This is a genomic window from Arthrobacter sp. ERGS1:01 (assembly GCF_001281315.1).
In the GTDB taxonomy this organism is placed as follows: domain Bacteria; phylum Actinomycetota; class Actinomycetes; order Actinomycetales; family Micrococcaceae; genus Specibacter.
In genome coordinates this window covers 675,680-701,892 of the sequence record NZ_CP012479.1, presented here as the reverse complement: position 1 = coordinate 701,892, position 26,213 = coordinate 675,680, and the positions used below count along the sequence as shown (strand labels likewise).

Annotated in this window: 23 protein-coding genes, 2 tRNA genes and 1 pseudogene; 12 read left to right on the top strand and 14 right to left on the bottom strand. The window is 66.9% G+C overall.

The features are described from left to right. Window positions 1-31: 31 nt before the first annotated feature. Window positions 32-871, bottom strand: coding sequence for a phage holin family protein (locus AL755_RS07005; RefSeq protein ID WP_237762619.1), 840 nt, complete (start codon window positions 869-871; stop codon window positions 32-34). A 306-nt stretch (window positions 872-1,177) separates the two neighbouring features. Here AL755_RS07005 and AL755_RS07000 point away from each other — a divergent pair, with 306 nt between their 5' ends. Beyond that, window positions 1,178-2,398 carry a multidrug effflux MFS transporter gene (locus AL755_RS07000; RefSeq protein WP_054010387.1) on the top strand — a complete coding sequence of 407 codons (1,221 nt, stop codon included), beginning with the start codon at window positions 1,178-1,180 and terminating at the stop codon, window positions 2,396-2,398. A gap of 72 nt (window positions 2,399-2,470) precedes the next feature. On the opposite strand, the gene AL755_RS06995 is transcribed toward AL755_RS07000, so the two are convergent. Beyond that, a tRNA-Asn gene (locus tag AL755_RS06995) sits at window positions 2,471-2,543 on the bottom strand. Window positions 2,544-2,647: 104 nt separating this feature from the next. Beyond that, on the bottom strand, window positions 2,648-3,556 hold the full coding sequence (locus AL755_RS06990; RefSeq protein WP_054010386.1) for a LysR family transcriptional regulator: 909 nt from the start codon (window positions 3,554-3,556) through the stop codon (window positions 2,648-2,650). A gap of 159 nt (window positions 3,557-3,715) precedes the next feature. Here AL755_RS06990 and AL755_RS06985 point away from each other — a divergent pair, with 159 nt between their 5' ends. From AL755_RS06985 to AL755_RS06970, 4 genes are read left to right on the top strand one after another with little or no spacing between them, the layout of a single operon-like run. Next, on the top strand, window positions 3,716-5,335 hold the full coding sequence (locus tag AL755_RS06985; protein WP_054010385.1) for an amidohydrolase: 1,620 nt from the start codon (window positions 3,716-3,718) through the stop codon (window positions 5,333-5,335). 48 nt (window positions 5,336-5,383) lie between these two features. Next, entirely contained in the window at window positions 5,384-6,364 is a 981-nt protein-coding gene (locus tag AL755_RS06980) for an ABC transporter substrate-binding protein (RefSeq protein WP_202813544.1), read from the top strand. 8 nt (window positions 6,365-6,372) lie between these two features. Further along, window positions 6,373-7,365: an amino acid ABC transporter permease gene (locus tag AL755_RS06975; protein WP_082368989.1), complete on the top strand. Its 993-nt coding sequence runs from the start codon at window positions 6,373-6,375 to the stop codon at window positions 7,363-7,365. Continuing rightward, on the top strand, window positions 7,362-8,129 hold the full coding sequence (locus AL755_RS06970) for an amino acid ABC transporter ATP-binding protein (RefSeq protein WP_054010384.1): 768 nt from the start codon (window positions 7,362-7,364) through the stop codon (window positions 8,127-8,129). The genes AL755_RS06975 and AL755_RS06970 overlap by 4 nt, the downstream gene beginning before the upstream one ends. Window positions 8,130-8,251: 122 nt before the next feature. Here the strand turns inward: AL755_RS06970 and AL755_RS06965 are convergent, their stop codons facing one another. The 3 genes from AL755_RS06965 to dnaG form a co-directional block, all read right to left on the bottom strand. Continuing rightward, window positions 8,252-9,835, bottom strand: a complete 1,584-nt coding sequence (locus AL755_RS06965) for a hypothetical protein (protein WP_150117064.1) — start codon at window positions 9,833-9,835, stop codon at window positions 8,252-8,254. Between the two features lie 127 nt (window positions 9,836-9,962). Next, a tRNA-Asn gene (locus AL755_RS06955) sits at window positions 9,963-10,038 on the bottom strand. Window positions 10,039-10,104: 66 nt separating this feature from the next. Next, window positions 10,105-12,108, bottom strand: a complete 2,004-nt coding sequence (dnaG, locus tag AL755_RS06950) for a DNA primase (protein WP_054010382.1) — start codon at window positions 12,106-12,108, stop codon at window positions 10,105-10,107. Window positions 12,109-12,303: 195 nt separating this feature from the next. Between dnaG and AL755_RS06945 the strand changes: the two genes are divergently transcribed. Both AL755_RS06945 and AL755_RS06940 read left to right on the top strand, forming a co-directional pair. Further along, on the top strand, window positions 12,304-12,651 hold the full coding sequence (locus tag AL755_RS06945) for a hypothetical protein (protein WP_054010381.1): 348 nt from the start codon (window positions 12,304-12,306) through the stop codon (window positions 12,649-12,651). A gap of 65 nt (window positions 12,652-12,716) precedes the next feature. Further along, entirely contained in the window at window positions 12,717-13,112 is a 396-nt protein-coding gene (locus AL755_RS06940; protein ID WP_054010380.1) for a VOC family protein, read from the top strand. Here the strand turns inward: AL755_RS06940 and AL755_RS06935 are convergent. Both AL755_RS06935 and dusB read right to left on the bottom strand, forming a co-directional pair. Next, complete coding sequence (locus tag AL755_RS06935; protein WP_054010379.1) at window positions 13,109-14,383, bottom strand: deoxyguanosinetriphosphate triphosphohydrolase; 1,275 nt, start codon at window positions 14,381-14,383, stop codon at window positions 13,109-13,111. The genes AL755_RS06940 and AL755_RS06935 overlap by 4 nt on opposite strands. 186 nt (window positions 14,384-14,569) lie before the next feature. Beyond that, a pseudogene (gene dusB, locus AL755_RS06930) lies at window positions 14,570-15,750 on the bottom strand (tRNA dihydrouridine synthase DusB). Window positions 15,751-15,982: 232 nt separating this feature from the next. Between dusB and AL755_RS06925 the strand changes: the two are divergent. Next, the gene (locus tag AL755_RS06925; RefSeq protein WP_054010378.1) at window positions 15,983-16,561 is read left to right on the top strand and encodes a TetR/AcrR family transcriptional regulator; all 579 of its coding nucleotides are present in this window, start codon (window positions 15,983-15,985) and stop codon (window positions 16,559-16,561) included. A gap of 391 nt (window positions 16,562-16,952) precedes the next feature. Beyond that, window positions 16,953-17,966, top strand: a complete 1,014-nt coding sequence (locus tag AL755_RS06920) for a magnesium and cobalt transport protein CorA (protein WP_202813569.1) — start codon at window positions 16,953-16,955, stop codon at window positions 17,964-17,966. A gap of 62 nt (window positions 17,967-18,028) precedes the next feature. On the opposite strand, the gene AL755_RS06915 is transcribed toward AL755_RS06920, so the two are convergent. From AL755_RS06915 to AL755_RS06895, 5 genes are read right to left on the bottom strand one after another with little or no spacing between them, the layout of a single operon-like run. Then, window positions 18,029-18,637 carry a response regulator transcription factor gene (locus AL755_RS06915; protein WP_054010376.1) on the bottom strand — a complete coding sequence of 203 codons (609 nt, stop codon included), beginning with the start codon at window positions 18,635-18,637 and terminating at the stop codon, window positions 18,029-18,031. Then, window positions 18,634-19,788: a sensor histidine kinase gene (locus tag AL755_RS06910; RefSeq protein WP_054010375.1), complete on the bottom strand. Its 1,155-nt coding sequence runs from the start codon at window positions 19,786-19,788 to the stop codon at window positions 18,634-18,636. The genes AL755_RS06915 and AL755_RS06910 overlap by 4 nt, the downstream gene beginning before the upstream one ends. Window positions 19,789-19,827: 39 nt before the next feature. Continuing rightward, entirely contained in the window at window positions 19,828-20,634 is an 807-nt protein-coding gene (locus AL755_RS06905) for an ABC transporter permease (protein WP_054010374.1), read from the bottom strand. A gap of 1 nt (window position 20,635) precedes the next feature. Continuing rightward, entirely contained in the window at window positions 20,636-21,601 is a 966-nt protein-coding gene (locus AL755_RS06900) for an ABC transporter ATP-binding protein (protein WP_054010373.1), read from the bottom strand. Between the two features lie 58 nt (window positions 21,602-21,659). Beyond that, the gene (locus AL755_RS06895) at window positions 21,660-22,169 is read right to left on the bottom strand and encodes a hypothetical protein (protein ID WP_054010372.1); all 510 of its coding nucleotides are present in this window, start codon (window positions 22,167-22,169) and stop codon (window positions 21,660-21,662) included. A 161-nt stretch (window positions 22,170-22,330) separates the two neighbouring features. Here AL755_RS06895 and AL755_RS06890 point away from each other — a divergent pair, with 161 nt between their 5' ends. Genes AL755_RS06890 through AL755_RS06880 form a run of 3 tightly spaced genes read left to right on the top strand, consistent with a single transcriptional unit; the run spans window position 22,331 to window position 25,377 of the window. Further along, window positions 22,331-23,542 carry a type III polyketide synthase gene (locus AL755_RS06890; protein ID WP_054010371.1) on the top strand — a complete coding sequence of 404 codons (1,212 nt, stop codon included), beginning with the start codon at window positions 22,331-22,333 and terminating at the stop codon, window positions 23,540-23,542. Continuing rightward, window positions 23,514-24,257 carry a class I SAM-dependent methyltransferase gene (locus tag AL755_RS06885; RefSeq protein WP_272946698.1) on the top strand — a complete coding sequence of 248 codons (744 nt, stop codon included), beginning with the start codon at window positions 23,514-23,516 and terminating at the stop codon, window positions 24,255-24,257. Before AL755_RS06890 ends, AL755_RS06885 begins: the two co-directional genes overlap by 29 nt. Beyond that, window positions 24,250-25,377, top strand: coding sequence for an FAD-dependent oxidoreductase (locus tag AL755_RS06880; RefSeq protein ID WP_054010370.1), 1,128 nt, complete (start codon window positions 24,250-24,252; stop codon window positions 25,375-25,377). The genes AL755_RS06885 and AL755_RS06880 overlap by 8 nt, the downstream gene beginning before the upstream one ends. A gap of 129 nt (window positions 25,378-25,506) precedes the next feature. Here AL755_RS06880 and AL755_RS06875 read toward each other — a convergent pair whose 3' ends face one another. Then, window positions 25,507-26,211, bottom strand: coding sequence for a hypothetical protein (locus tag AL755_RS06875; RefSeq protein ID WP_054010369.1), 705 nt, complete (start codon window positions 26,209-26,211; stop codon window positions 25,507-25,509). Window positions 26,212-26,213: the final 2 nt, after the last annotated feature.

Sequence of the window (26,213 nt, the reverse complement as noted above, 5' to 3'; positions counted from 1 at the left end):
GGCGCCGTTGTCCGGGCCAGGGTCCAAGAATTTACTTCTTGAACAACTTTCGCAGCAACACCACGCAAGCCGTGGCCGACACGGCGAAGACGGCAAGTGGTTTCCATCGCTCTTTGACGGTTTTCACGCCGACTTCGGCGGTCCTGGACGTCACGGCACCCACGGTGTCCTTCGCCTTGGTCACGGCCTGGTCCAGGAAATAGCCGGCCTGCTTCTTGACGTCGGCCTGCTCCACCAATTCCTCGCGCAGGGAGAGCAGGTGTTCGCGGCGGGTGGCCGTGCGCTCGATCAGTTCGGTCTGGCTGGCCTGCGGGCCGTGTTCGGCGGCCTTGGCCTCGCGTTCGGCCTTGGCCTTGGCGGCGGCCTCCTCGGCTTCCTCCTTCTTGGCCTTCTTCTCCGCCTTGCTCAGCTTCTTCGGAGTCAGCGTGGACGGGTCAAAGTCGCGGCCCTCCTTGGCAATGCCGAGGTCGTGGCGGATCCCGCGCCAGGCGTGCTCGGGGAGCAGGGGCAGCAGCGACTTGAACTTCACGTAGGCGACAAGCGCGCAGATGCCGATGATGACAAGGAGTGCGGCACTGACCAGGAGCGCCGACAACCACAGCGGCATGATCACGGCCAGGCCTGCGATCGCCGCCACTACCAAGGCGATGACCAGCAGGGCCAGGAGGACAAGGGCCAGCACCCCGTAGACGGCCACACCCGTGACACGGTCCTTCTTATGGGCCAATTCCAGTTTGGCAAGCTCAAGTTCATCGGTGATCTGGCGCGGAACCAGCCGGGAGGCGGTCTTGACCGCGGCGACCAGCGTCGACTCCCCCGGCCCCGCCGGTTCGCTTGCCTCGACCTGCACGTCTTGTTGCGCAACTGCCACTGGGAACGCCTCCATCAATTGCTTTCATGGTTCCTTGCGTGAACCTGAAATCTTTGTGCACCCATTTGTTGCGGCGCTGCCATAGAAACAAAATTACCATCCGGTGCACCGAATGGAATCGCGGTTGCCCGGAATAGTAATGCGGGGCGGCGCGTTGTTGACCGTTGCGTGGAATGAAACAGATTCCTGCACACATTTTCATCGTGACCATAACCACATAACATATTCAGGCAGGCGGTCTCCAGCGGCACAAGCGCAGGCTCCCTCCCACTCCACCGACTCTTCCAGGTACCTAGGACTCCCTTCTTGACCCCCACCACCCACCCCGGCGACAGCCTGTCCCGCCGGCAAAAGCTCATCTACGTCCTGGTGCTGGGTCTGTTGACCGCACTGGGCCCCTTCACCATCGACCTGTACCTGCCCGCGTTCCCCATCATTGGCAAGGAACTGAACGTCACGGCTACTGCCGTCCAGCTGACCCTGACGGCCACAACCATCGGCTTTGCCGCCGGCCAGCTCGTGGTGGGCCCGTTCAGCGACAAGTTCGGCCGCCGCCTGCCGTTGATCCTGGCCACGGCGCTGCATGTGCTCGCCTCACTGGGCGCCGCCATGTCGACCGACATCACCATGCTCGGCGTGTTCCGCGTGCTCCAGGGCATTGGTGCGGCCGGCGGCGGCGTCGTCGCCATGGCCATGATCCGCGACCTCTTTGGCGGTTACCGCCTGGTCCGGATGCTCTCCTACATGTCGCTGATCAACGGCATGGCCCCCATCCTGGCCCCTGTCATCGGCTCACAGCTGCTCGGCATCATGGACTGGCCCGGCATCTTCTGGTTCCTGGCCGGCTACGGCGCGCTGGTGGTCGTGGCGACGTCGGTCTTCATCGTGGAGACCCTGCCAAAGGAAAAGCGCCATTCCGGCGGCATGAGCGTCGCCGACCGATACAAGGCCGTATTCAGCGACAGGATCTTTGTCGGCACCTTGTTCGTGGGCGGGTTGAACTTTGCCGCCTTGTTCACGTATTTGTCCGCCTCGACGTTCCTGTTCCAGGACACCTACGGCTTCACCCCGCAGCAGTACGGTTTCCTGTTCGCCGCCAACTCGCTGGGCGTGGTGGCCGGCGTGCAGGTGGCCGCGTACATCATGCGCCACATCGGCCCGCAGTGGGTGATTGCCTGGGCAACCGTGGCCCAGGTGGTGGCGGCCGGCTTCATGGTGCTCTTTGACCAGCTGGGCCTTGGTCTGTGGGGCGTGATCGTGCCGCTGTGGTTCTTCATTGCGGCCACCGGTTTCATGTTCCCGTCCGTCCAGGTCATGGGCCTGGCCCGCAACGGCAAGCAGGCGGGCACGGCGGCGTCGCTGCTGGGCGCGGCTACGTTCGGCTTTGCCGGCATCATCACCCCCGTGGTGGGCCTGGTGGGCGTGGCTACGGCGACGCCCATGGCGTTGATCATGGGTGCCTGCATCCTGCTGGCCATGGCGGCGCTGTGGTTCATTGTGCGGCCCCGCATGGTGCCAAAAATCTAAGTCCGAAAAACGCCCGGACAAAGAAAAATTCCCCGCACTCACAAGTGAGTGCGGGGAATTTTTGTTTGCAAGCTCCTCTGACTGGACTTGAACCAGTAACCCTTCGATTAACAGTCGAATGCTCTGCCAATTGAGCTACAGAGGAATGAAGCAGTCAATAGATTAGCAGGGCTTTTTTAGAAAAACAAAACGACCCTGCCGCCACCCATTTTTGCGGCCCGTGACGCGCCGCGGACCGCCCACAAACGCCTACATGTTCCGGAACTCGTCGACGTTGCGCAGCGCCTCGACAAAGTTCTCCGACAGGTCCGCAGGTGCGTCATCGGCGCACAGGGCCATGAGCCTGCGGGTCAGCGCGATCTCCGGAACTTCCACCTCCACCACTCCCTCGGGGCGCTCCACCATGGCCAGCTGGGGAACCATGGCCACCCCGTGCCCGGCCGCGATCAGGCGCAGCGTTGCGTTGAAGTCGTCACTGGAGGCGACCACGCGCGGGTGCAGCCCCGCATTGGCCAGCACGAAGTCAATGACGTTGGCGTCACTTGATCCGCGCAGGTGCAGGATCCACGGAACCTCATTGAGCGCCTCCAGGCTCATCCGGGAACCCTCCGTGAAGCCCCATGCGGCCGGCACCACCAGCTTGTAGGGGTCCTCCCCCAGCCAGTGCCGGCTCACCCCCTGGGGCAGCGCCAGGCCGGACTCCCCCACCTGGTAGACGATTCCGACGTCGAGCTCGCCTCCCACGCGCAGCCCGGGCACCACGGAGCTTGGCTCGCCGATGGAGATCTTGACCTGGACCGAGGGGGCCTGCCACCGGGGCATCTCCACGATCTGGGACAGCACGAACGTCGCGACCGAAGGGAACGCACCAACCCGCAGTTCCCGCACGGCGTTTCCGCCGGCGGCCGTGCCGGCCGCCAGCAGGTTCTCGGCATCGCGGAGCAGCTTCAGCGCCTGCTGCCCCATCGCGTGCGCCGCCTGGGTCGGGTGGACGCTGCGGGCGCTGCGGACAAAGAGGCGCACGTTGGTGTCCTTCTCCAGTGCCGCCATTTGCTGGGACACCGCCGACGCCGTATAGCCAAGCCGGTTTCCGGCCGCCGTGAAGGAGCCAAGCCTGACCACCTCAACGAGGGTGCGCAGGTGATTTAAGTTGAGCATAAGCATTCCTTGAAGTGAGCGTCGTGAACTATCAGCGTGCTTCACATCATATAAGGCTGATTTTCTCTTATGGTTGTCAATGTCGTGGGAAAATTTTCCACAGGAGCGCCCCCTGGGCGACACATTTTCACCACACCATTGCATCACAAAGGATTAGGAATGCTTGAGCAACGTCTTTTCGTCAACGCCCGCTTTCACACGCTGTGGGCTCCGCAGCCGCAGGTGACGGCCGTGCTGACACGCGGCGAGCGCATCGTGGCGATGGGCACCCGGGAAGAACTTGCCGCGCATTCCAGCGGTGTCACGGAAACCGTTGACCTGGACGGGGCCACCGTGATCCCCGGCCTGACGGATGCCCACATCCACACGGCAAACTTTGCCCGCGAGATCGCCGCCCTTGACCTGCGCGGCACCCGCGACCTCGCGGAAACCCTCGAGCGTGTGCGGGTCTACAGCGACTCCCGCCCCGCCACCGGCTGGGTGTTTGGCGGGCGCTGGGACTTCAACATCTGGACGGTGCCGGTCCAGCCAAACCGCTACGATCTCGACGCCGTCACCGGGGGCCGGCCGGCAGCCCTGCCCAGCATCGACGGCCACACCGTCTGGGCCAACTCGGCCGCCCTGGCCGCCGTCGGATTTGACGCCTCCACCCCCGATCCGGTGGGCGGGGAAATTGTCCGGGACGAGCACAGCGAGCCCACGGGCATCCTGCGCGAGGCCGCCTGCGACAGGCTTGAGGAGATTATGCACAGCGCCGAGGCCGGCGACCTTGGCACCCAGCTGCTCGAGGCGCAGCGCCGGTTGCTGGCCGTGGGGCTCACGGGCGTCCACGACTTCGACGGCGAGGACGCCCTGGCGGCCTACCGCGGCCTGCGGGACGCGGGCCGGCTGGGCATCCGGGTCCACAAGGCCATCCCCATGACGGCCCTTGAGCTGGCCATCGACGAGGGCCGGGCCACGGGCGACGGCGACGCCTGGCTGCGCACCGGTCCCGTGAAACTGTTCTCCGACGGTGCCCTGGGGTCCCACAGCTGCCACATGTCCGAGGCGTTCCCCGGCGAGGACGGCAACACCGGAATCGAGGTCATCCCGTACGGGGACCTGCGTGAACTGGTGCGCCGCGCCGCCGGTTCCGGCATCGGCGTGGCCACGCATGCGATCGGCGACCGGGCCAACGAGCTGGTGCTCGATGCCTATGCCGACCTTGCCATGAACCCGCTGGACGCCCCGACCGGGATCGCCCGCCCCGCCTCGAGGCTTCGCCACCGGATCGAACACGCCCAGCACCTGCGCCCCAGCGACATTGCGCGCATGGCCCAGCTCGGCGTCATCCCCTCCATGCAGCCCACCCACTGCACCACCGACATCCCGCTGGCGTCGACCCTGCTGGCCGGACGCGACCTGGCCTCCTATGCCTGGCGTTCGCTGCTGGACGCCGGCGCGATCCCGGCCTTCGGCTCCGACGCTCCCGTGGAACACCCGAACCCGATGTACGGCATCCATGCGGCCGTCACCCGGCAGAACGGCAGCCACGAGCCCGACGGCGGCTGGCAGCCCGGCGAATGCGTCACGGTGGGCGAGGCGATCGAGGGCTTCACCGCCGGCGCCGCCTACGCCTCCGGCGAGGAGTCCCACAAGGGGCGCCTGCGTCCGGGCATGCTGGCGGACTTCACGGCGCTTGCCGACGATCCGTTCACGGCCGCCACCTCGGAACTGCGGGACATGCCCGTGCAGTCCACCACGGTCGGCGGTGTGGTGCGCTTCCGCCGCAACCACTAGGCAAGGCCGGCCCCTCAACTTCCCCGACCCCTCCCAAGGAGAACCACTGTGAAGAACTTCCTGTCCCGATTGTCCCCGCCCCGCCTGCGCACCGGCGCGCTGGCCTCCACGGCCGTGCTGGCAGCGTTTACGTTATCCGCCTGCGGCGGCCACCTCCTCTCGGAAACCGACCCCGCATCGCGCGACGCCGCCTTCACCGCTGTACCGGCCCCGGCCGAGGACCTGGCCAAGAACGTGATCGACGCGATCAAGCCCAACCCCGCGCTGACCGCCAGCCTGCCGGCGGGAATCCAGCTTTCCGGGATCAAGATGACCACCTCCGAGGGCTACCCGCCCATGGAAATGTTCGCCACGGACGGCAAGACCCTCATCGGCGTGGATCCCTCGATCGGCCGGGCCGTCGCCAACAAGCTCGGCGTGCCGCTGACCATCAACAACGAGGACTTCAACTCCCAGATCCCCGGCGTCATCACGGGCCGCTACGACTGGATCATGTCGTCCATGACGGATAACGCCGAACGCCGCAAGACGGTCACGTTTGTCGACTACGTCCGTTCCGGCAACGGCTGGGTGGTCAAGGCCGGCAACCCCCAGGGCATGAGCGACGCCGCCAGCGCCTGCGGCAAGACGATCGCCGTCGTCGACAACGGCTCCTCCCTGACCCTGGCCGAATCCTTTGATGCCGCGTGCACGGCCGCCGGCAAGAAGGGCATCAACATCATCAAGTTCGCCGGGGACCAGGAGGCGATCCTGCAGGTCCGCAACGGCCGCGCCGCCGCGGGCATCAACGACTACCCCGTGGCCGCCTACCGGGCACAAACCTCCAACGGCGCACTGGAGGCCGTGGCCATCAAGGGCGACGAAAACCCGTGGGGCATTGCCATGAAGCCGGAGAACAAGGCACTCATCGTCGCCGTCCAAAAGGCCCTGCAGGAACTGGTCGACGACGGCAGCTACGCCAAGGTCCTGGACGCCTGGAACGTTGCCAAGATGAACGTCGGCTCCGCCACCATCAACGACGGCAAGTAGGGACCGGCATGAAAACCTCCTCACGCCCCAAGCAACTCAGCGGTCCGGACGGCACCATGGTGCCCGTCGTCGCCCTCAAGCACCGCGACCGCTGGATCATCGGGGTCCTGGCCCTGGCCGTCTTCGCTTGGCTGTTCTCCTCGCTCGCCACCAACCCCAACATCAAGTGGGACAAGGTGGCCGAGTACCTGTTCTTCCCGAAGATCATCGACGGCATCTGGGTCACCATCATGATCTCCATCGTGGCCACCGTGCTGGGCCTGGTACTGGGCATCCTGCTGGCCATCATGAAGCTCTCGCACAACCCCGTGCTGAACTGGCTCTCGACGCTGTACATCTGGTTCTTCCGGGGCACCCCGGTGCTGGTCCAGCTCATCTTTTGGTACAACCTGGCGTTCCTGTTTCCGCGCCTCGTCATCAAGATCCCCTTCACCAACATCGGCTACTGGTGGGACACCAACGACGTGATGACGGGCTTCAACGCCGCCCTGCTGGGCCTGGGCCTGAACCTTGCGGCATACTTTGCCGAAACCGTCCGCGCCGGCATCCAGGCCGTGGACAAGGGCCAGACCGAGGCCGCATACGCCCTGGGCATGACGCCCGTGAAGCGGATGCGCGTGATCGTCCTGCCGCAGGCGCTGCGCATCATCATTCCGCCCACCGGCAACGAATTCATCTCCATGCTCAAGACCACGTCCCTCGTGTACGTGGTGGCGGGCAACGACCTGATGACCAACGCCAGCCAGATCTACAAGCAAAACAACCTGATTATGGAACTGCTGATCGTGGCGTCCCTCTGGTACATGGTCATGACGGCCATCGCCACGTTCTTCCAGTCCAAGCTGGAGACCCGTTACGGCGCCGAGGCGGTGCGCCTGGTGCGCCGGCCCGGGTTCATCCAGCGGGCGCTCCTGAAGCGCACGCCGCTGCCCGCCGCGGGCACTGCGGGTATCACGTTGACGGCAGAAAACTCTGTCAAGGCCGGGAAGGACCTCACATGAGCGAGAAACTGCACGTAGAAGCCAGCGGGGTCACCAAGTCCTACGGCGCCCACCAGGTGCTGGCCGGGGTGGACTTCACCGTCAAGGCCGGCGAGGTCAGCTGCATCGTGGGACCGTCGGGTTCGGGCAAGTCCACGTTCCTGCGCTGCCTGAACGCCCTTGAGTCCTACGACGACGGCACGCTGCTGGTCGAGGACAGCCACGTCGGGTACGAGTACCGGGACGGGCGCTACTACGAATGGAACACGAAGCAGTTTGCCACGTTCCGCTCGCGGATCGGCATGGTGTTCCAGCGTTTCAACCTGTTCGGGCACCTCAGCGCCGAGGAGAACGTGGCGTGCGCACTGGTGCAGGTGCGCGGCGTGGGCAAGGCTGCCGCCAAGGCCCGGGCCCGCGAGGAACTGGCCAAGGTGGGCCTTGCCGAGCATGCACACAAACGCCCCCATCAGCTCTCCGGCGGCCAGCAGCAGCGCGTGGCGATTGCCCGGGCCCTGGCCATGGATCCGGAAATCATGCTCTTTGACGAGCCGACGAGCGCCCTGGACCCGGAATTGGTCGACGAGGTGCTGGAAGCCATGAAGGAGCTGGCCCGCCAGGGCATGACAATGGTGGTGGTCACGCATGAGATGGGCTTTGCCCGCGAGGTGGCCGACACCGTGCACTTCTTCGACGCCGGGGTGATCGTTGAATCCGGCACGCCGGCCGATGTGCTGGGCAACCCGCAGAAGGACCGCACCAAGGCGTTCCTGGCCAAGGTGCTCTAACGCCCGCTCCGTGTCCGCAGTATGGCAGGCAGTAAGGCAATGGCCCCGCACGCTCGGTGAGCGTGCGGGGCCATTGCCATGCTCTGATCAGTTGGTTTTCGTCACGGTCACAAGGCCGTGCCTCATCCGGTCCACACCATGCGTCCGTTTTGGAATTGCTGATCACAGTAGACGACCCCGCCTATACAATCCTCGTACCAATTGGGGTAGCCATAGACGCTTCCGGGCCCGCCAATCTTGAGCCAGTTGTTCAGTATGCCGCCCCAGATAAGGTATGCGTGCCCTACCTTGGGAGACCAGTAGAACCGGCCCTTCTGGAATTGCTGGTAGCAGCCGCCTTGCGGCAGGCCGCATACCTGTTCGCCGGTCGGATAGCCCTCCCTGACGTCCATGAAGCCGTAACTGGGCTTGTACGCTTGGCCGATTGCACCGCGAAGGGTGTGGGCTCCAGACTTGGCCGACCAGATGATGTCCCCGCCCTGGAAGGTCTGCACGCAGCCGCGGCCGGGCAAACTACACACCTCTTCGGTGACTGGATACCGCAGCGCGCCGTTTTGCGCTCCGGCCAGGCGGTACCTGCCTGCGATCCCGCCCTTGACTGCACGTGCGCCGGTCTTGGGCGACCACATGATCTGTCCGTTCTGGAAGTTCTGCATGCACCCGCCATCACGCAGCTTGCACCCCTCATCCTTCAGGGGAAGGCCCAAGGCACCATAACTGCCGTCGAGCCGCCGGTAGCGGTCGTAGATTCCGCCACGAACCATGACTGCCCCCGTCTTGGCCGACCAGTAGACGTATCCACCGGAAAATTCCTGGGCACAGGTGGTGACCTTCCCGGAGCACTGCTCGTCCCCGGTCGGGTAGCCCAGGACCCCGTTCTGGGCCGACAGGCTTTGCCACTTGGCCCTGATGGCCCCCTTCATGAGGCCGCCGTGGTACTGCCCATCCCAAATGATTAGCCCGCCATCAAAGTCCTGGCTGCAGCCACCACCACGCAAACTGCAAGTGACCTTGGCCTTCGGGTAGCCGATGCCGGAAGCACCACCGTAGGCGAGCCATGCATCACCGAAGCCAGATTTGTCGGTGATCGGAATGAAGCCGTACTTCGCCCGCCAGGTCAATATGGTGTTCCAATACTGGTTGGTGGCGTGAAACTCCTGGTAGGCGCCCCCGGCTAGCTGCCGCTCATCACCCGCGGGGTAGCCGAGGCTCGAATTTACCCCACCGGTGGCAAACCAGTGGGGACCGATGACTCCGGCCTTGCGGTACACGACGGCGAGTAGATTCCTGTCAGTGCGGAATATCATCCCGCCTTCAAACTCCTGCCGGCACGGTCCCGGTCCCCAGCGGCAGAAGTCGGCCGCAATGGGCTGGCCCAGGACTCCGGTGGCGCCACCCAGCGACTTCCATTTGGGCGCGAGGATGGTGGAAACCGGGATCGGTTGCGTGGTGGGAGCCGGCGTGGCCGTCGGAGTTGGTGTTGGGCTTGGCATTGGGGCCACGGTGGGCACAGGATCGGCGGTTGACCCCGGCGACGACGTGACCGTTGGTTCCGCGGTTGGCTCCGCCGTGGTGGCGGGCGAGCTGGCAGTAGGTGTCGGCGTGGCGACGGCGACGGCGCCGTCGTCGGCCAAGGCAGGCGTCAGGCCCAAACCGGCCAGCGCCATCCCCAAGGCCACGGACGCCGCAAGCAGGCGTTTTTTCACGTATTCCCCCAAATTAAGTTTTCAGTGATGTCTGCCACAAATATAGGGGCGGCGGGGGCGAACCGGCAATCCAAATGCGGGAGAATACAAAGATCCCCGCACTCCATGGAGTGCGGGGATCTTGTGTTGGCTCCTCTGACTGGACTTGAACCAGTAACCCTTCGATTAACAGTCGAATGCTCTGCCAATTGAGCTACAGAGGATCGCGCAGGAATAACAATAACAAAGGCTGGCCCAGTTGCGAAATCGAGGCCGCGCGGATGCCCGTTTCAGTCCCCGCGGAGCGCCCGCCGGGCGGTTTCCAGCTCCATGAGCTCCCGCTGGAGCATCTGGTAGCCCTCCGGATCCACGGCCGGGTCCATGCGTTGCAGGGCTCCGAGGCGCTCCTGCTTGAGGCGGGTGATTTGCATCTCAAAGAGCCGGCGGAGGATATCGCGGCAGTACCTGTTGAGGGTTTCCTCCTTCGTGGCCGGCAACGGGCTCAACGCCAACTCGGCCACCAGGGAGCCCAGGACGGCCGGAACGTTCTCCCGGACGGCCTCCAGCCACTGCGAGGACGCCACCAGCGACTCCCCCGCCGCGGCAATGCCCGCCTGGACGGCCTTGTAGGCGGGAATCACGAACTCGGTGGCGCCAAAGTGCTGCCAGTTGCCCGCCGTCAGGAGACCGGGGTGCTGCAAGACCACCTCAAGCGCCTCCCGTTCCATGCGGCCCTGCGGATCCCGCGGGTCCGGCCGTGAAAAGTCGGGCTCCGCTGCTTGTGCGGTTCCGCCGGGTTCGACGCCGGCCGCGGCACCGTGGGTGCCGTCGTCGTAGCCCGGGGCGCGGGACGACGCGGCCGCGCCCGATACCGCGTTCTGCGGAGTCCCCTGCGGACCGCTGCTGCGATGGCCGTTGCTGTGCTGAGCGCTGCCATGCTGGCCGGCCTGCGGCGGGTGCTGCGCGCGCTTCTCGGCGCCCTTGACGGCCCGCAGCACCTCATTGGGATCGGCGATGCCCAGCCAGCCGGCCAGTTCCTGGCTGTAGCCCATCCGGGTGGAGCCGTCGCGGATGGCCGCCACCACGGGGGCCGAGGCGCGCAGGCCGCTGACCCGGCCCTCCACCGTGCTCAAATCAAACTTCGCGAGGGTCGAGCGGATGGCAAATTCAAAGAGGGGGCGGCGTGAGCGGATCAGCGAGTGCACGGCCTCGTCGCCGCGGCGCTGGCGCAGTTCGCAGGGATCGGCTCCGGAGGGTTCCACGGCCACGAACGTCTGCGCCACGAACCGCTGGTCCTCGTCGAACGCCTTCAGCGCGGCCTTCTGGCCGGCGGCGTCGCCGTCGAACGTGAACACCACCTCCCCGCCGGTGCCGTCGTCGGAGAGCAGCCGGCGGGCCACCTTGATGTGGTCGGCGCCAAAAGCCGTGCCGCAGGTGGCGACGGCGGTGTCCACCCCGGCCAGGTGGCAGGCCATGACGTCCGTGTAGCCCTCCACCACCACGAGCTGGCGCTTGGAGGCAATGTTCCGCTTGGCCAGGTCGATGCCGTAGAGGACCTGGGACTTCTTATAAAGCTGCGTCTCCGGGGTGTTGAGGTATTTGGGGCCCTGGTCGTCGTCGAACAGCTTGCGGGCACCAAAGCCCACCGTGTCACCGGCGATGTCCCGGATGGGCCACATGAGCCGGCCGCGGAAACGGTCGTAGATGCCGCGCTGGCCCTCGGAGAACATGCCCGTCAGCTTCAGTTCCTCCTGGGTGAAGCCCTTGCCGCTGAGGTGCTTGAGCAGTGCGTCCCAGCCCTGCGGGGCGAAGCCGACGCCGAAGTGGTCGGCCGCGCTGCGCTCGAAACCGCGTTCGGCCAGGAACTGGCGGGCGGTTGCGGCCGCCGGGGTCAGCAGCTGGGCGCGGTAGAACTCGCCGGCGATCTTGTGGGCGTCCAGCAGCCTCTGGCGACGCCCCACGTCCTCGCGGCGGGGGCCGGAGCCGCCGTCCTCGTAATGCAGTTCAAAGCCGATGCGGCCCGCCAACTTTTCCACGGCCTCGGAGAACGGGATGTGGTCCATCTTTTGGATGAAGGAGATGACGTCGCCGCTCTCCTGGCAGCCAAAGCAGTGGAAATAGCCCATCTGCGGGCGCACGTGGAATGACGGGCTGCGCTCGTCGTGGAACGGGCACAGGCCCTTGAATGAGCCGATCCCGGCGGACTTGAGCGTGACATAGGAATCGACGACCTCCTTGAGGTCTGTGCGCGAACGCACTTCATCGATGTCTTCCCGCTTGATCAACCCAGCCACCCGGCCAGTTTACGTGAGTTTCCTGCGCGTCCCGCCCGGTTGCCTCCCACCTGTGGAGAAGCCGCGGTGTCCGGAATCACCACGCCTGCAGCCGCTGTTGCGGGGCCCGCGGGGATAGTCTTAAAAGGCCCCCAATGGCGCGGACTTCGGGTCCTCTTACGACCCCATCAAGCCATCAAATCCCCAGGGAGCCCCATGTTGTTGAATCAAGCCGGCCACAAATGTGTTGGATCAGACATCCTGCTGGCCCGGCACGGCAGCGCCATCGACTCAATGCGCCTTGACCGCGGCCGCGGCAGGGTCGTGGCAGTGTTGGCCGACGGCACCACCGATTCGGCCCCCAATCTGATCGATCCGGCCCTTGAGATGCCCGGCCGGTTCAGCGACCGGCACATCCTTGGAGTCATTGGCGCCGCAACTCTGGGTGTCACGGCCGTCATGGTGGCCGCGGCGTGGATCTTCACCTCCCTGGCCAGCCCCGCCCAGTTGGCGGATCTTTCCAACCTGGCCACCGCGATGGGCAACTACTACCCGGCGATGTAGCGCTCCCCCGCTGTGTCCCTTTTGAACCGTGGCCACGGGATGCGCGCGGTGGTAGTCTCGGCGCCATGATCGGACGCCTGCACCACCTGGTGATCGACTGCCCGGACCCCGCGGCCCTGGCCATCTTTTACTCTGCGCTGTTGGGCCGGCCCGTCACTTACCGCTCCGCCGATTGGGTGGTCGTGGCGGAAAACGACCACACCTCCGGGATTGCCTTCCAGCTGGCGCCTGACCATCGGGCACCCCACTGGCCGGACCCCGATTTCCCGCAGCAGATGCATTTTGACGTGATGGTCGACGACGTCGGCACCGCCCGGGCCGACGTGCTGGCGCTGGGTGCCACAGCCTTGGGCGGGGCGGAGTCGACAGTGTTTGCCGACCCGGCCGGGCACCCTTTCTGCCTCATTCCCCGCCCCGCGTGGGCGCCGCCGATCAATCCGCCGGGCCTAGACCGCGGTTAGAGCAGTGTCCGTTCGGTCCCCACGAGCCGTTCGTGCAGGGCCAGCGCCGACACATCGGTCAGCGAGGCGATCTGGTCCACGACCACCCGGAGCCGGGCGTCGTCGTCGGCCGCGTCGCGCCAGTCCGCGGCAAACATGGTCTCCAAATGCGCATCACCGGTGGCGCTGAGCACCGCGACGAGCTCGCTGAGCACATCCTGCTGGCGCTGGTAGATGGGCTGGCGGTGGTCGGTGGTCATGACGAAGGTGGTGGCCAGGCCCTTCATGACGGCGATCTCGACGGCCGTTTCGTGCGGCACCACCACGTCCGCCGCGTACCGGGTGAGGCGGTTGGGACCGTAAATCTCACGAGTTGCCGCGACCGCGCTTTGGCAGAACCGGCCGATCAGCTGGCTCGTCATGTCCTTCAGTGCCGCCATGGAGGCACGGCTGCCGTCCGCGTGGCGCACCCAGACGTTGGCCGCCTCCAAACGGGCCAGGGCCTCATCGATTTCGGCGGTGTCCACGCCGGGCAGGTACCACTGCTGCGTGTAGCCCAGGACGCGGTTGCGCTGGTCGGAATTCGCCAGCCACTTGAGCTGGACGTGCCCGGCCACGATGGCGTCCTCCACGTCATGGACGGAGTAGGAGATGTCGTCGGCCAGGTCCATGACCTGCGCCTCGATGCAGGTCTTGCCGGCCGGGGCATCCTGGCGCAGCCAGGCAAAGACGGGGAGGTCGTCGGCGTAGGCGCCGAACTTGCTCGTGCGGCGCCCGTCGATCAGGGGCGCGTCGGCGGCCAGCCACGGGTACTTGGCGGAGGCATCGAGGGAGGCGCGGGTCAGGTTCAAGCCGGCCGAGCCGCCGTCGGCCGTGAACACTTTGGATTCCAGCCTTGTCAGCAGGCGCAGGGTTTGGGCGTTGGCCTCGAAGCCGCCGATGTCGTGGGAGAGATCGTTCAGGACCGATTCGCCGTTGTGGCCGAACGGCGGGTGACCGAGGTCGTGGGCCAGGCAGGCGGTGTCGACGACGTCGGGATCGCAGCCCAGCGTCCGGCCCAGCTCGCGGCCGATCTGCGCCACCTCGAGGCTGTGGGTGAGGCGGGTCCGGACAAAATCATCGGTGTCGGGGGCCACGACCTGCGTCTTCGCGCCCAGCCGGCGCAGCGCCGAGGAGTGCAGGACCCGCGCCCGGTCCCGTTCAAACACTGTCCGGAAGCTGGTCTTGGGAGCCTCCCGGACCCATCGTTGCGCATCGAACGGTGAGTACTCTGGCTGCGTTTCGGTGGACATATGCCCAGTTTAGGGCCAACGCACCGGCCTCCGGGGACGTTATGCACAGAGCGGAGCCGGCCGGCGCGGGAACTGATTGTGCGCCGCCATTCCTGCGCGGAGTTTCATGCGAACTCCGCGCCACTGTGAAAGTGGCGCAGAGTTCACAACCAAGTCGGCGCAGCAATGGCGGCCCGGGCGGCCGGGCTACCCGCCGGAGACGTCGAGCTCGGCGCCGACCAGCTCCACTTTTTGGTTTCCGCTCAGCGAGCGGCTCGCCAGCCAGTTTTCCGGGAGCGCGGTGCGCTTGGGGGTGCCGGCGCGGCCGCGGGGCCCTCGGCGTCGGCGCCGGGGTACGGGGAATCCATGTCGAGCTGGTCCAGCAGCCCGCGCAGCACCTCCAGGGTGGGCACGGCGGCAAGCTGGGCGCGCAGTTCCCCGCCCACCACGTAGCCCTTGAAGTACCAGGCCATGTGCTTGCGGATGTCGCGCAGGGCCTTGTTCTCGTCGTCGAACGTGTCAACCAGCAGCTCGGCGTGCCGGTACACGGCGGCGGACACCTCGGCCAGGCCGGGCGTGTGCCGGGCATCGCTGCCCTCGAAGGCGGCCATCAAGTCGCCAAAGAGCCACGGGCGTCCCTGGCAGCCGCGTCCCACCACGACGCCGTCCACACCGGTCTGGCGGACCATGGCGACGGCGTCCTCGGCGCTCCAAATGTCGCCGTTGCCGAGCACGGGAACGTCCGGCAGGGCTTCGCGCAGGCGGGCGATTGCGTCCCAGTCGGCCTTCCCGGAGTAGAACTGGCTGGCCGTGCGCCCGTGCAGGGCGACGGCGGCAACGCCGGAGTCCCGGGCGATCCGGCCGGCCTCCAGGTAGGTCAGGTGGTCATCGTCGATGCCCTTGCGCATCTTGATGGTCAGCGGGATGTTCCCCTTGGACGCCTCGCGGACCGCGGTCTGCACGATGGAGGTGAAGAGATCGATCTTCCACGGCAGCGCCGCTCCCCCGCCGCGGCGGGTCACCTTGGCCACGGGGCAGCCAAAGTTCAGGTCGATGTGGTCGGCGTGGTCCTCCTCGACCAGCATGCGCACGGCCTTGCCCACGGTCTCGGGGTCCACGCCGTACAGCTGCACCGAGCGGATTTTCTCGTCCTCGTCGTGACTGATCAGCCGCATCGACTCCGGGGTGCGCTCCACCAGGGCACGCGAGGTCACCATTTCGGAGACGAAGACGCCGCCGCCGTGCTCACGGCACAGCCGCCGGAACGCGGTGTTGGTGATCCCGGCCATGGGCGCCAACACCACCGGGGTGTCCACGGTGATGTTGCCAAGTTTCAGGGGCGGGAGGTCCAGCTTGGTGTCGCTGGTGGGGATATCTGTAACGGTCACGGTTCAATTCTCTCAAATCAGTCCAAATTAAGCTCCCCGCTCCCGCCGGCGCACCGTTCAAAGCCCGGTTCGACGGCGTTGCGCCGCCCCTTTGGTGCCCGCCCCAATCCGCGGCGCCGTTGCGCGGACTACGGGAGTTGAGGAGGGGTGGAATAGACTCCCGAGGGTGGATCCCGGCGGCTTTAGGTCCATCCACCCGCCGGCACAGCACGCTCATTGACGAAGGAAATCCATGCCACGCATCTCCGCGACCAAACAGGCCATCCTGGCCGCCGCCCTGGAGCTGGGCGCCTTGCATGGGATCTCCGGAACCACCATGGAGGAGGTGGCCGAGCGGGCGGGTGTGGCAAAAGGCAGCGTCTATTACAACTTCTCCTCCAAGGACAAGCTGTTCGAGGAGCTGCTCACCACCGGTGTGAGCTCGCTGGCCCGGACGCTCCGCGAGGCCAGGCTGTCGGCCGCCGGTTTTGCCGGGGTGGAAGCCATGGTCACCGACATGCTTGCCCTGATCGCGGACAACCGGCCCCTGGCCAAGTTGACGGCCGCTGAGATCTTCCGCACAGACAGGGTGTGGCAGCATTCCATGTCGGTGCTGCGCCGCGAGGCCCTGTCGGAGATCGGCGCCGCCCTGGCGCCCCTGCTTCCGGCGGAGACCACCGAGGCCACCCGCCTGCTGATGGCCGGCGGGATCTTTGGCGCCACGCTCATGGGCGGGCTGGAGTGGCTCCTGTTCAGTCCGGAGACGCCGGTGGACGAGGTGGCCGCCGCCATCTTGTTCACGTTTTCCGGCAAGCTGGCCGCGGGCGCGTAGCGGCCCCGTCCCGGCGGGAAACAGCACCCCGTATTCGGGGCTATGCTTGAAAAAGCGCCATCTGCGCATTTGGGAAGCCCGGCACGGCCGGACGGCATACGGAAGGGAGGCAGGTTGATGAATACCGAACCTCCGAGTAGTACCAGCCCGGCCTCCCGCACATCCTTTTAAGCGCCAGCAGCGCGCTTCACCCAGTCGGTGGAAAGTGATTCGGGCCGCCGTGCCCTGTGCCGCCCCCTTCCCCACCGTTTGACTGGATGTACCCATGAACGCACGCCGCGCTGCCTCGCGCCTGCAAGTACTCACCGCCCGCAACCGCCGCCCCGGCGCAACCGTTACAGCACCCTGGACCCCGGGCACCGACGTCGTCCGGCACGACGACGGCCCCAGCATGATCGACGCCGGCATCTACTTTGACGGCCGCCGCGTCTCCTCCCCCCGCACCCTGCCGGACACGTTCCGGGAACTGAACAACGTGCCCGGCTCCATGGCCTGGATCGGCCTGGTGCGTCCGGCCGAAAGCGATCTGCAGGAGCTGGCCGCCGAGTTCGACCTGCACGAACTGGCCGTGGAGGACGCCGTCCTGGCCCACCAGCGCTCGAAGTTGGAACGCTACGGCAAGACCCTGTTCGTGGTGCTGCGCGCCACCCGCTACCTGGAAACCCAGGAGGAGGTGGAGTTTGGCGAGCTGCACATCTTCGTGGGTCCGAACTTCATCATCACCGTCCGGCATGGCAGCTCCCCCGACCTGGCCTCCGTGCGCCGGCGCATGGAGCAGGACCAAACACTGCTGCGGCTGGGCCCGGAGGCGGTGCTGTACGCCATCCTCGACACCGTGGTGGACGGGTTCGCCCCCGTGGTGACGGGCCTGGAGAACGACATCGACGAGATTGAGACCGAAGTGTTCAGCGGCGACCCACAGGTCTCCCGGCGCATTTACGAGCTCTCCCGGGAGGTCATCGAGTTCCAGCGCTCCACCCAGCCGATGTCGGGGATCCTCAACGCCCTGGCCGGCGGCTTCGTCAAGTACGGCATCAACGATGAACTCCAGCAATACCTGCGCGACGTGGACGACCATGTCAAGCAGGTCAACGAACGCACCGACGGCTTCCGGTTCATGCTCCGGGACATCCTGACCGTGAACGCCACCCTCGTCGCCGAACGCCAAAACGAGGAAATGAAGCACCTGGCGGAGGCCAGCAACGCCCAGAACGAAGAGGTCAAGAAGATCTCCGCCTGGGCCGCCATCTTGTTTGCGCCGACACTCGTGGGCACCGTGTACGGCATGAACTTCGACATCATGCCGGAACTGCACTGGAAATACGGCTACCTGTTCGCCATCGCAGCCATGGCGGGCGTCAGCGTGGTCTTGTTCGGCATCTTCCGCAACCGCCGCTGGATCTAGGTCTCGACAAGCTCGACCACCGGGCGTTGCTCGACCGCCGGGTTTTGCTCGACCACCGGGGGTTAGAGCAGCCAGCCGTTCTCTTCGGCGATCCGCACGGCCTCGGCCCTTGTCTTGGCACCCGTCTTGCCCATGGCGCGGGAGAGGTAGTTGCGCACCGTGCCGTCCGAGAGGAACGTGGCGGCCCCGATGTCCGCCACGGTGCCGCCACCACCGGCCGCGCGCAGCACCTCCGTTTCCCGATCCGTCAGCGGGCTTTCCCCGCTCGTGAGGGTTTCGGCGGCAAGGGTGGGGTCCACCACGCGCAGCCCGGCGGCGACCTTGCGCACGGCGTCGGCGAGGGCCCTGGCCGGGGTGTCCTTGACCACGAACCCGCTGGCACCGGCCTGCATGGCCCGGCGCAGGTAGCCCGGCCGGCCAAAGGTGGTAACCATCAGAACCCGGCAGTTCGGGGCGGTGGTCCGCAGTTCGGCGGCGGCGGCGATCCCGTCCATGCCGGGCATTTCCACATCCAGCAGCGCCACGTCCGCGTTGTGCAGCACGACGGCGAGGCCCACCTCGTCCCCCCGGCCTACCTCGGCCACCACCTCGATGTCGGATTCCAGTCCCAGGAGGGCGGCGAGTGCGCCACGGACAAGGGCCTGGTCGTCGGCAATTACGAGGCGGATCATAGCTGTAGCCTAAGCCGGAAGCCGCCCAGCTCCGAACGGCCCAACTCCAGGGTGGCCCCCGCGGTTGCGGCGCGCTCGGCCAATCCCTTCAGACCGTTGCCCGAGGTGGCGGCGCCGCCCGGGCCCACGCCGTCGTCGTCGATCTGCAGGAAGCGGGCGCCCAGGCTGACCCGGCAACGGCCCGCGTCGCCGTGCCGGATGACGTTGGTGACGCCCTCGCGCAGGGCCCAGCCAAACAGCTCTCGGGATTTTGCGGGGACGGCGTCGGCCGCTCCGGGCAGTTCGGCGTCGATGCCGGCCGCGGCAAGGGCCGTGCGGGCACTGGCCAGCTCGGTCAGGATGTTGACGCCGCGGTAGCCGCCCACCGTGGCGCGGACGTCGTCGAGCGCGCCGCGGGCCAGGTCCTCGAGGTCGGCGATCTCCGCCGCCGCCTTCTCCGGCGCGACCTCCAGCAGCCGTCCGGCCAGCTCGGCCTTCACGGCGATGACGGTCAGGGAGTGACCCAGGATGTCGTGCATGTCCCGGGCCACGCGGCTGCGCTCTTCCCGGACGGCCAGCTCCGCCAGCTCGTGCTGGGTCTGGCGCAGTTCACGGATGGTGGCGAGCTGCCGGGAAAACGCCATCATCATGAGTCCCAGTGATGCGATGGTGGCGGCCTGGGAGAAGGCGTTGGTGCTGTCCACCCCCTGGGAGAGGTTGATGACCATGCCCGTGCCCGCCAATCCGGCGACGGCAATGCCCGTCACCAGTCGGGGCATGCCCTGGCTGGCAACAAAAACGGCAACGAAGGTCCAGAGCCAGGTGACGCCCAGGACGCTGTCCCGGTAGGCGAAGAACCCTGTGCTGAGGGCAAAGAACCCCAAGGCCAGCATTACTTTGAACGTCTGGCTGCGGTACCAGCTCAGCGGCGGACCCAGCATGAATGCGGCAACAAAGGCCAGCAGGTGCACCCACATCAGCGCCCTGAGCCAGGTTGGCTCCCCCTGGGCGGCAAAGTCGTGGCCATTGGTGGCCAGCAGGATCAGGCACGCGAAGCCGGCACCCGTGAACCAGCGGCGGGTGCCGCGCCCGGCCAGCAGTTCACGAAAGGTGGGAACGTGCCCCAGGGGCGGAAACCAGCCGACGGCCGGGGCGTTGGTGGGTGGTGCCATGCTGACCACTCTATTCGCCCCGACAATCGCGGCCGGCATCTAGACTCGCTTGGTGTCGCGGCGGAACGCGAGGGTGGCGCCCACCGTGAAGACGGCCAGCCAGATCACGACGTTGACCACCCAGCTCCAGTCGAAATCCCCCGTCAGCGGGCTGCGGGCCAGCTGGCCCAGCCCGTAGGTGGGAACGAACTTGGCGATCTCGGCGAACGTGGTGCCCATGACGGAGATCGGCACGAACAATCCGCCCAGCATGGCCAGCACGGCCAGGATCGGGCCGAGCAGCTGCATCACGTTTTGCGAGGGCACCAGGTAACCCATGAACAGGCCAAGGGCGGCGAAGGTCAGCGAGCCAAGCCAGGCGACCAGGCCGGCGATCAGCCAGATCTGCCAGTCCATCCGGACCCCGAACGCGAAGCCCACCACGAATTCGGTGGCGACGGACAGCAGCGCCAGGGACAGCGCCGACAACGCCTTGACGGCAATGTACGCGGCCGGTTGCAGCGGGGTCAGCCGCAGCTGCCGGCTCCAGCCCAGGGCCCGCTCGACGGCGACCATGCCGCCGGCCGACGTCGCCGCCGTCATGGCACCGTAGACGGCCAGGCTGATCAGGATGTAGGAGCCGTAGCTTTGCCCGTTGGGCAGGTGTTGGTCCTTGTTGGGCAGGCCGAAGAGCAGGAAGAACAACGCCGGCATGAGCAGCGTGAAGATCACGGTGCGGCGGTTGCGCATGAGCCGGCGGATTTCAATCTTGATGAACGTGGCGTTCAGTCCGCCGGCGGCCGGGACGCGGCGATCCAGTGAGACGCGTTCGGGGTGGGTGTTCGACGGGGTTGAGAGCGTGCTCATGTCAGTTTCCTTCCGCAAAGCCGGGTGCCTTGGCGTCGTCGCCGGTCAGGGCCACGAAGGCGTCTTCAAGGTTGTGTGAGGTGATTTCAAGGTCGACGGCGTCGGTGCGGGTCAGCAGGTAGCGCGCCACGACGTCGGAGTTCTTGGTGTGGATGCTGACTTTTCCGCCCTGGACGCTGACGGAGTCGACGCCGTCGAGCGCGGCGATCCCCGCGTGGTCGGGATCGGCCAGGCGGGCCGTGACGGTGCGCCCGGCGGCCAGGTTCTTGATCTCCGCGGCGCTGCCGTCGGCCACGATCTCGCCGCGGCGCAGCAGGATGATCCTGTCGGCGTAGGCGTCGGCCTCCTCCAGGTAGTGGGTGGCGAAAACCACCGTCCGCCCGCGGGCGGCGTCCTGGCGAATGGCGGCCCAAAAGTCCCGACGGCCTTCGACGTCCATGCCGGTGGTGGGCTCGTCAAGGATCAGCAGGCCCGGATCGGACAGCAGGGCCATGGCAAAACGCAGGCGCTGCTGCTGGCCGCCGGAACACTTCTCCACCATGCGGGAGGCGATCTCGGAGATGCCTGCCCGCTCCAGGACCTCCTCCACGGGGCGGGTCTCGGCGAACAAGGTGGCCGTCAGCTGCAGGGTTTCGCGCACCGTCAGGTCCTTGAGCAACCCGCCGGTCTGCATGACGGCGGAGACCTGGCCGCGGGCGATTGCGCCGCGCGGGGTGTTGCCGTAGATCTTCACCTCTCCGCTACTGGGAACGGAGAGGCCCAGCAGCATGTCGATCGTGGTGGTCTTGCCGGCGCCGTTCGGGCCGAGGAAGGCGACAATCTCGCCCGGCTTGATGGCCAGTGAGACGCCGTTGACGGCGTCCACGGTGCCGAAGGACTTGAAGAGCTCGCGGGCGTCGACGGCGAGCGCGCCGGCGGTGGCCGGGCTGTTGTGGGCCGTGCTTGTCTGCGTGGCGGGGTTGGTCATGACGATCCTTTGTGTTGGTTCGTGCGGGATGTGCGCTGAAGCTCAGACGGATGGCGGTTCAGAACCGCTGCCGGACGGGGGCGGAGCCTTCCAGGTCCTTGGCCCGGGCCAGGGTGGCAAAGCGTTGTGCGGCAAGGGCGACGGCCAGGTAAAGCATGATGCCGACGGTGCCCAGCGAGTTGACGGCGCCGTTGTTCGGGGACAGCAGCACTCCGGCATCGTCAAGGCCCAGGTGGATGGCGATGCCCACCACCCACAGCACGACGGTGAGCCAGTTGCCCTGGCGCGTGAGCACGCCGTCGACCCTCCACAGGTGGACGAAACGGCCGCGCAACCAGCCGAAGACGGCGCCCGAGACCAGGCCTATGACCAGGGCGGCGTAGGCTGCCCCCGTGATCTGGACCTTGCCCGCAAGCTGGGCGATCTGGACCAGGCCCAGCACGCCCAGCACGATCATCAGGGTGTACGGGCGCTGCTCCCTCAACGGTTTGGCCCGCAGCTGGCGGGACAGGATCCAGACGAGGACGACCACGGCAATCAGGATGTTGATCACGCTTTGCTGGTTCACGGCTTGCTTGCTCCTTGCGAATTGTCCGGGCCCGGTGGGGTCCGGTACTTCAATCTTTGCGCCACGGCGGGCTTTTGACCCCACACGTCCGTCACCGGCTCCCGATGACATTTGTCATCGAATCCATTGTGTTCGGCCAAGGTGTCCGTTAGGAATGGACTATGACGGTCACCTTGAGGTCCCTTGAAACCGCAGTCCCGCCCACCATCCTCATCCAGTCACAGGCACGCGACGTCTTTGCCGCGCAACCCGGGCTGACCCGGCTGGGCCAACGGCTGGTGCGCACCTGCTTTGATTCGGCCGCCATCGACACCCGCCATACGGCCGTTGCCGAAATGAGCGTGGACTTCCATGGCCCGGACCCCGTGTTTTACGACGGCGAAACCGGGCTGCTGCTCTCCCCCAGCACCAAGGTCCGCAACGACCTGTTCACGGCGGAGTCCACCAAGTTGTTCATCGAGGCGGCCGGCAAGGCGCTCGCCGCCTGCGAAGGGCTGGGACCGGCCGACGTCACGCACGTCATCACCGTCTCCTGCACGGGCTTTTTCAACCCGGGCCCCGACTACAAGGTGGTCCGCGCGCTGGGGCTTGACGCCTCCGTCCAGCGCTACCACCTGGGCTTCATGGGCTGTTATGCGGCGTTCCCGGCGCTGCGGGCCGCCAAGGCGTTCTGCGACGCCGATCCGAACGCCGTGGTGCTGGTGGTCAGCGCGGAGCTGTGTTCGCTGCACGTGCGCACCTCCAACAACCCCGACACCATCATGGGATCGTCCCTTTTTGCCGACGGCGCCGCCGCCGCGGTGGTCACGGCCAGGGAACTGCCGACGACGGCGCCCGTTGTGGTGCTGGACCATTTCGAGACGGTGCTGACACCCGTGGGCGAGGACTCCATGGCCTGGAACATCGGCGACGAGGGCTTCGAGATGGTCCTGGACAGCTACGTGCCGCACATCATCGACGAACACATCGTGGGAGCATTGGCGCCACTGCTTGCCCACGAGCCGGAGCTGGGCGCCTTCCCGTACCGGGATATTCGCCACTGGGCCATCCACCCCGGCGGACGCAGCATCCTGGACAAGGTCGAGGCAAAGCTGGAGCTCACGGAGGAACAGCTGGTCCCGGCCCGGGAAACCCTGCGCAACTACGGCAACATGAGCAGCGCCACCGTCTTGTTCGTGCTCAAGCACATCCTGGACCAGCCCGCCACGGACCCGCGTGAGAGCATTTGCGCCATGGCCTTTGGTCCGGGGCTGACGGTGGAAACGGGCTTGTTCACCAAGGTTTCGCCGGTCTCCACGGCACCGGCGGATACAGATGTTTCTGCGGATTCGCGGGCCTTGGGCGGTGAGTTGGCTGGCGCAATCCGGGGGTGAGCGCGGGCGCTTCAGCAGCTTCCTGGCCGTCCGGGATACGGAAGTCCGGGAGGAAATGGACGCGCCCGACTGTGACCCTGTCCGGCTGACCCGCACCTACGCCCAGTTTCCGCTCATCAACGCCGTGGTCTCCGGCTGGCGCGCCACCTACCGGCACCGGATCCGGCCGCTGCTGTCCGCTTCCTCCCCCACGAGCCTGCTCGACGTCGGCTGCGGCGGCGGCGATGTGGCGCGCAACCTGGCGCGGTGGGCTGCCCGGGACGGGTTGCTGCTCTCGGTGACGGGGATCGACCCCGACGAACGCGCGTTGGCCTTTGCCGAGGCCGGGCCCGCCGTGCCGGGGGTGACCTTCCGGAGGGCCCACAGTGGCGAGCTCGCGGCGGAAGGCGCCGCGTTCGACGTCGTCATTTCCAACCACATCCTGCACCACCTGGATGCGGCCCAACTTCAAGGCTTGCTGGCCGATTCCGGGCGGCTGGCCCGGCGCACAGCGATCCACAGCGACATTGCCCGCAGCAGGCTGGCCTTCGCCGCGTTTTCCGTGGGAACCCTGCCGTTCTTCCCGGGGTCGTTCATCCGCCGCGACGGGTTGACCTCGATCCGGCGCAGCTACACGCCGGCCGAGCTGGCCGCCGCGGCCCCGTCCCCGTGGCGGGTGGAAACGGAGCGGCCCTACCGCAACATGCTGGTGCTGGTGGTGCCGGAGCATGCATGAGGTGGTGATTGTGGGGGCCGGGCCGGTGGGCCTGTTCCTGGGCGCGCTGCTGCTCGGCGAGGGCGTGGACGTGCGGATCCTGGAGCAGCGGAGCGAGCGCAGCGACCACTCGCGCGCCATCGGCATCCATCCCCCGGCGTTGGCGGCGCTGGAGCTGGTGGGAGTGGCCGGCGCGCTGATGGCCGAGGGCGTGCAGATCGGCCGGGGCCTGGCCCGCAGCGGAGGTGTTCCGGTGGCGGAGCTGTCCTTTGCCCACGTGCTCCCCTACCCCTTTGTGCTCACCATCCCGCAGGCCCGCACGGAGGAGTTGCTGGAGGAACGGGTCCGCGCGCTGGATCCGGCTGCCCTGCTCCGGGGCGCCGCCGTGACCGGCCTGCACGACGCCGGCACCCACATTACCGTGACCGGCTCCGCGGGCGCTTTTCAGGCACGGCTGCTCATTGGGGCCGACGGCGCCCGCTCCACGGTGCGCCGGCTGCTCGGCATCCCCACCCGGGGCCGGGACTATCCGGACACGTACCTGATGGGCGACTTTCCCGACACCGGCTCCGACGGGTCCACGGCGGTGCTGTACCTGGAGCCGGGCGGCATCGTGGAGTCGTTCCCGCTGCCCGGTTCGCTGCGGCGCTGGGTGGTCCACACGGATTCGCTGCTCAGCGGCGCGTCCGCGGCGGAACTTGCCGGGCTCATCCTGGACCGCACGGGCGTATCGGTTCCGGCGGAGGAAAACAGGATGCTCAGCGCCTTTGGGGTCCGCTCCCGGATGGCGCTGCGCATGGTGGCCGGCCGGGCCGCGCTGCTCGGAGACGCCGCCCACGAGATCAGTCCCATCGGCGGGCAGGGCATGAACCTGGGTTGGCTGGACGCCGCCGCCCTGGCCCCGATCATCGTGGCGGCGCTGCGCGGCGAGCCAACGGGTGCCCGGCTGGAACGCTTTGGACAAAGCCGCATGCTGGCCAGCCGTGTAGCCACGGGCCAGGCGTGGCTGAACATGGCGCTGGGACGGCCGCAGCCGGCGTCGGCCCTGAACCTCCGGCACGCGATCCTGCGGCCCATATTCCGCCGCAAGTGGCCGGGGGACGTGGTGGCCGGCCGTTTCAGCATGCAGCCCTTCCGCTGACGCAGACCCTCCCCCGCAAGACAGACCCCGGGCCGCGAAACAGGTGGTGGCCGGCGCCTGTTTCGCGGGCCGGGGTCTGTTTCGCGTTCGGCAGCCGCGTGGGCTCACACCTGAGGGAGCCGCCGGGGATCAGTACCCGGCCGGCCAGGTGAACGCGGCCGGCGCCGTGGCGGTTTCGGTGCCCTTGGTGATGACGATGTCGACGTCCTCGTGGTCGGCCAACTGGATCGCCGCCGGATCGCCGGAGGTCTTCTTGCCGTTGACGAACGTCGTCAGGGTGTACCCGCCGCCGGTGGAGTAGGAGCCCACCCGGTCCGCGGCAAGCGCCACGTCCCATTCGGTGAACACCTCGCCAAGGGTGAACTTCTTCACGACGGGTGACTCGACGTGGACAATTCCGGTGGCGTCGTGCGTGTGCAGGGGTGAGATCAGCTGGGCGCTGAGGTCGATGCCGATGTCGCCGGGCACCGTGATCGCCTTGCCGTCGGCCGTGATGCTCAGGTGGGTGTGGATGTGTTCGGCCGAGCCCTCGGCGGTCAGCATGGTCAGCCCGGCAGCCTTGGCGCGGACCGAGGCGTCAACGGGCGCGGCCCATGGCGGAGCCTGCGTGGAACTGTGGGACGCCGCGGCACTGGCGTCGCCGGCGGCGTTGGCGGGTGTGGTGTGCGATGCATTCACGCCAATGACGACGCCGGCCACGACCCCCACTGCCACGACCCCCGCACCGGATATCAGCAGGATGCGGCGCCGCCGTTCCTTGGCCCGGTGTGCGGCAACGACGGCGGCCGCCTTGTTGCGTGCGGCGGTTACGTCAGGGTTTTTCTTGGCTTCCATGC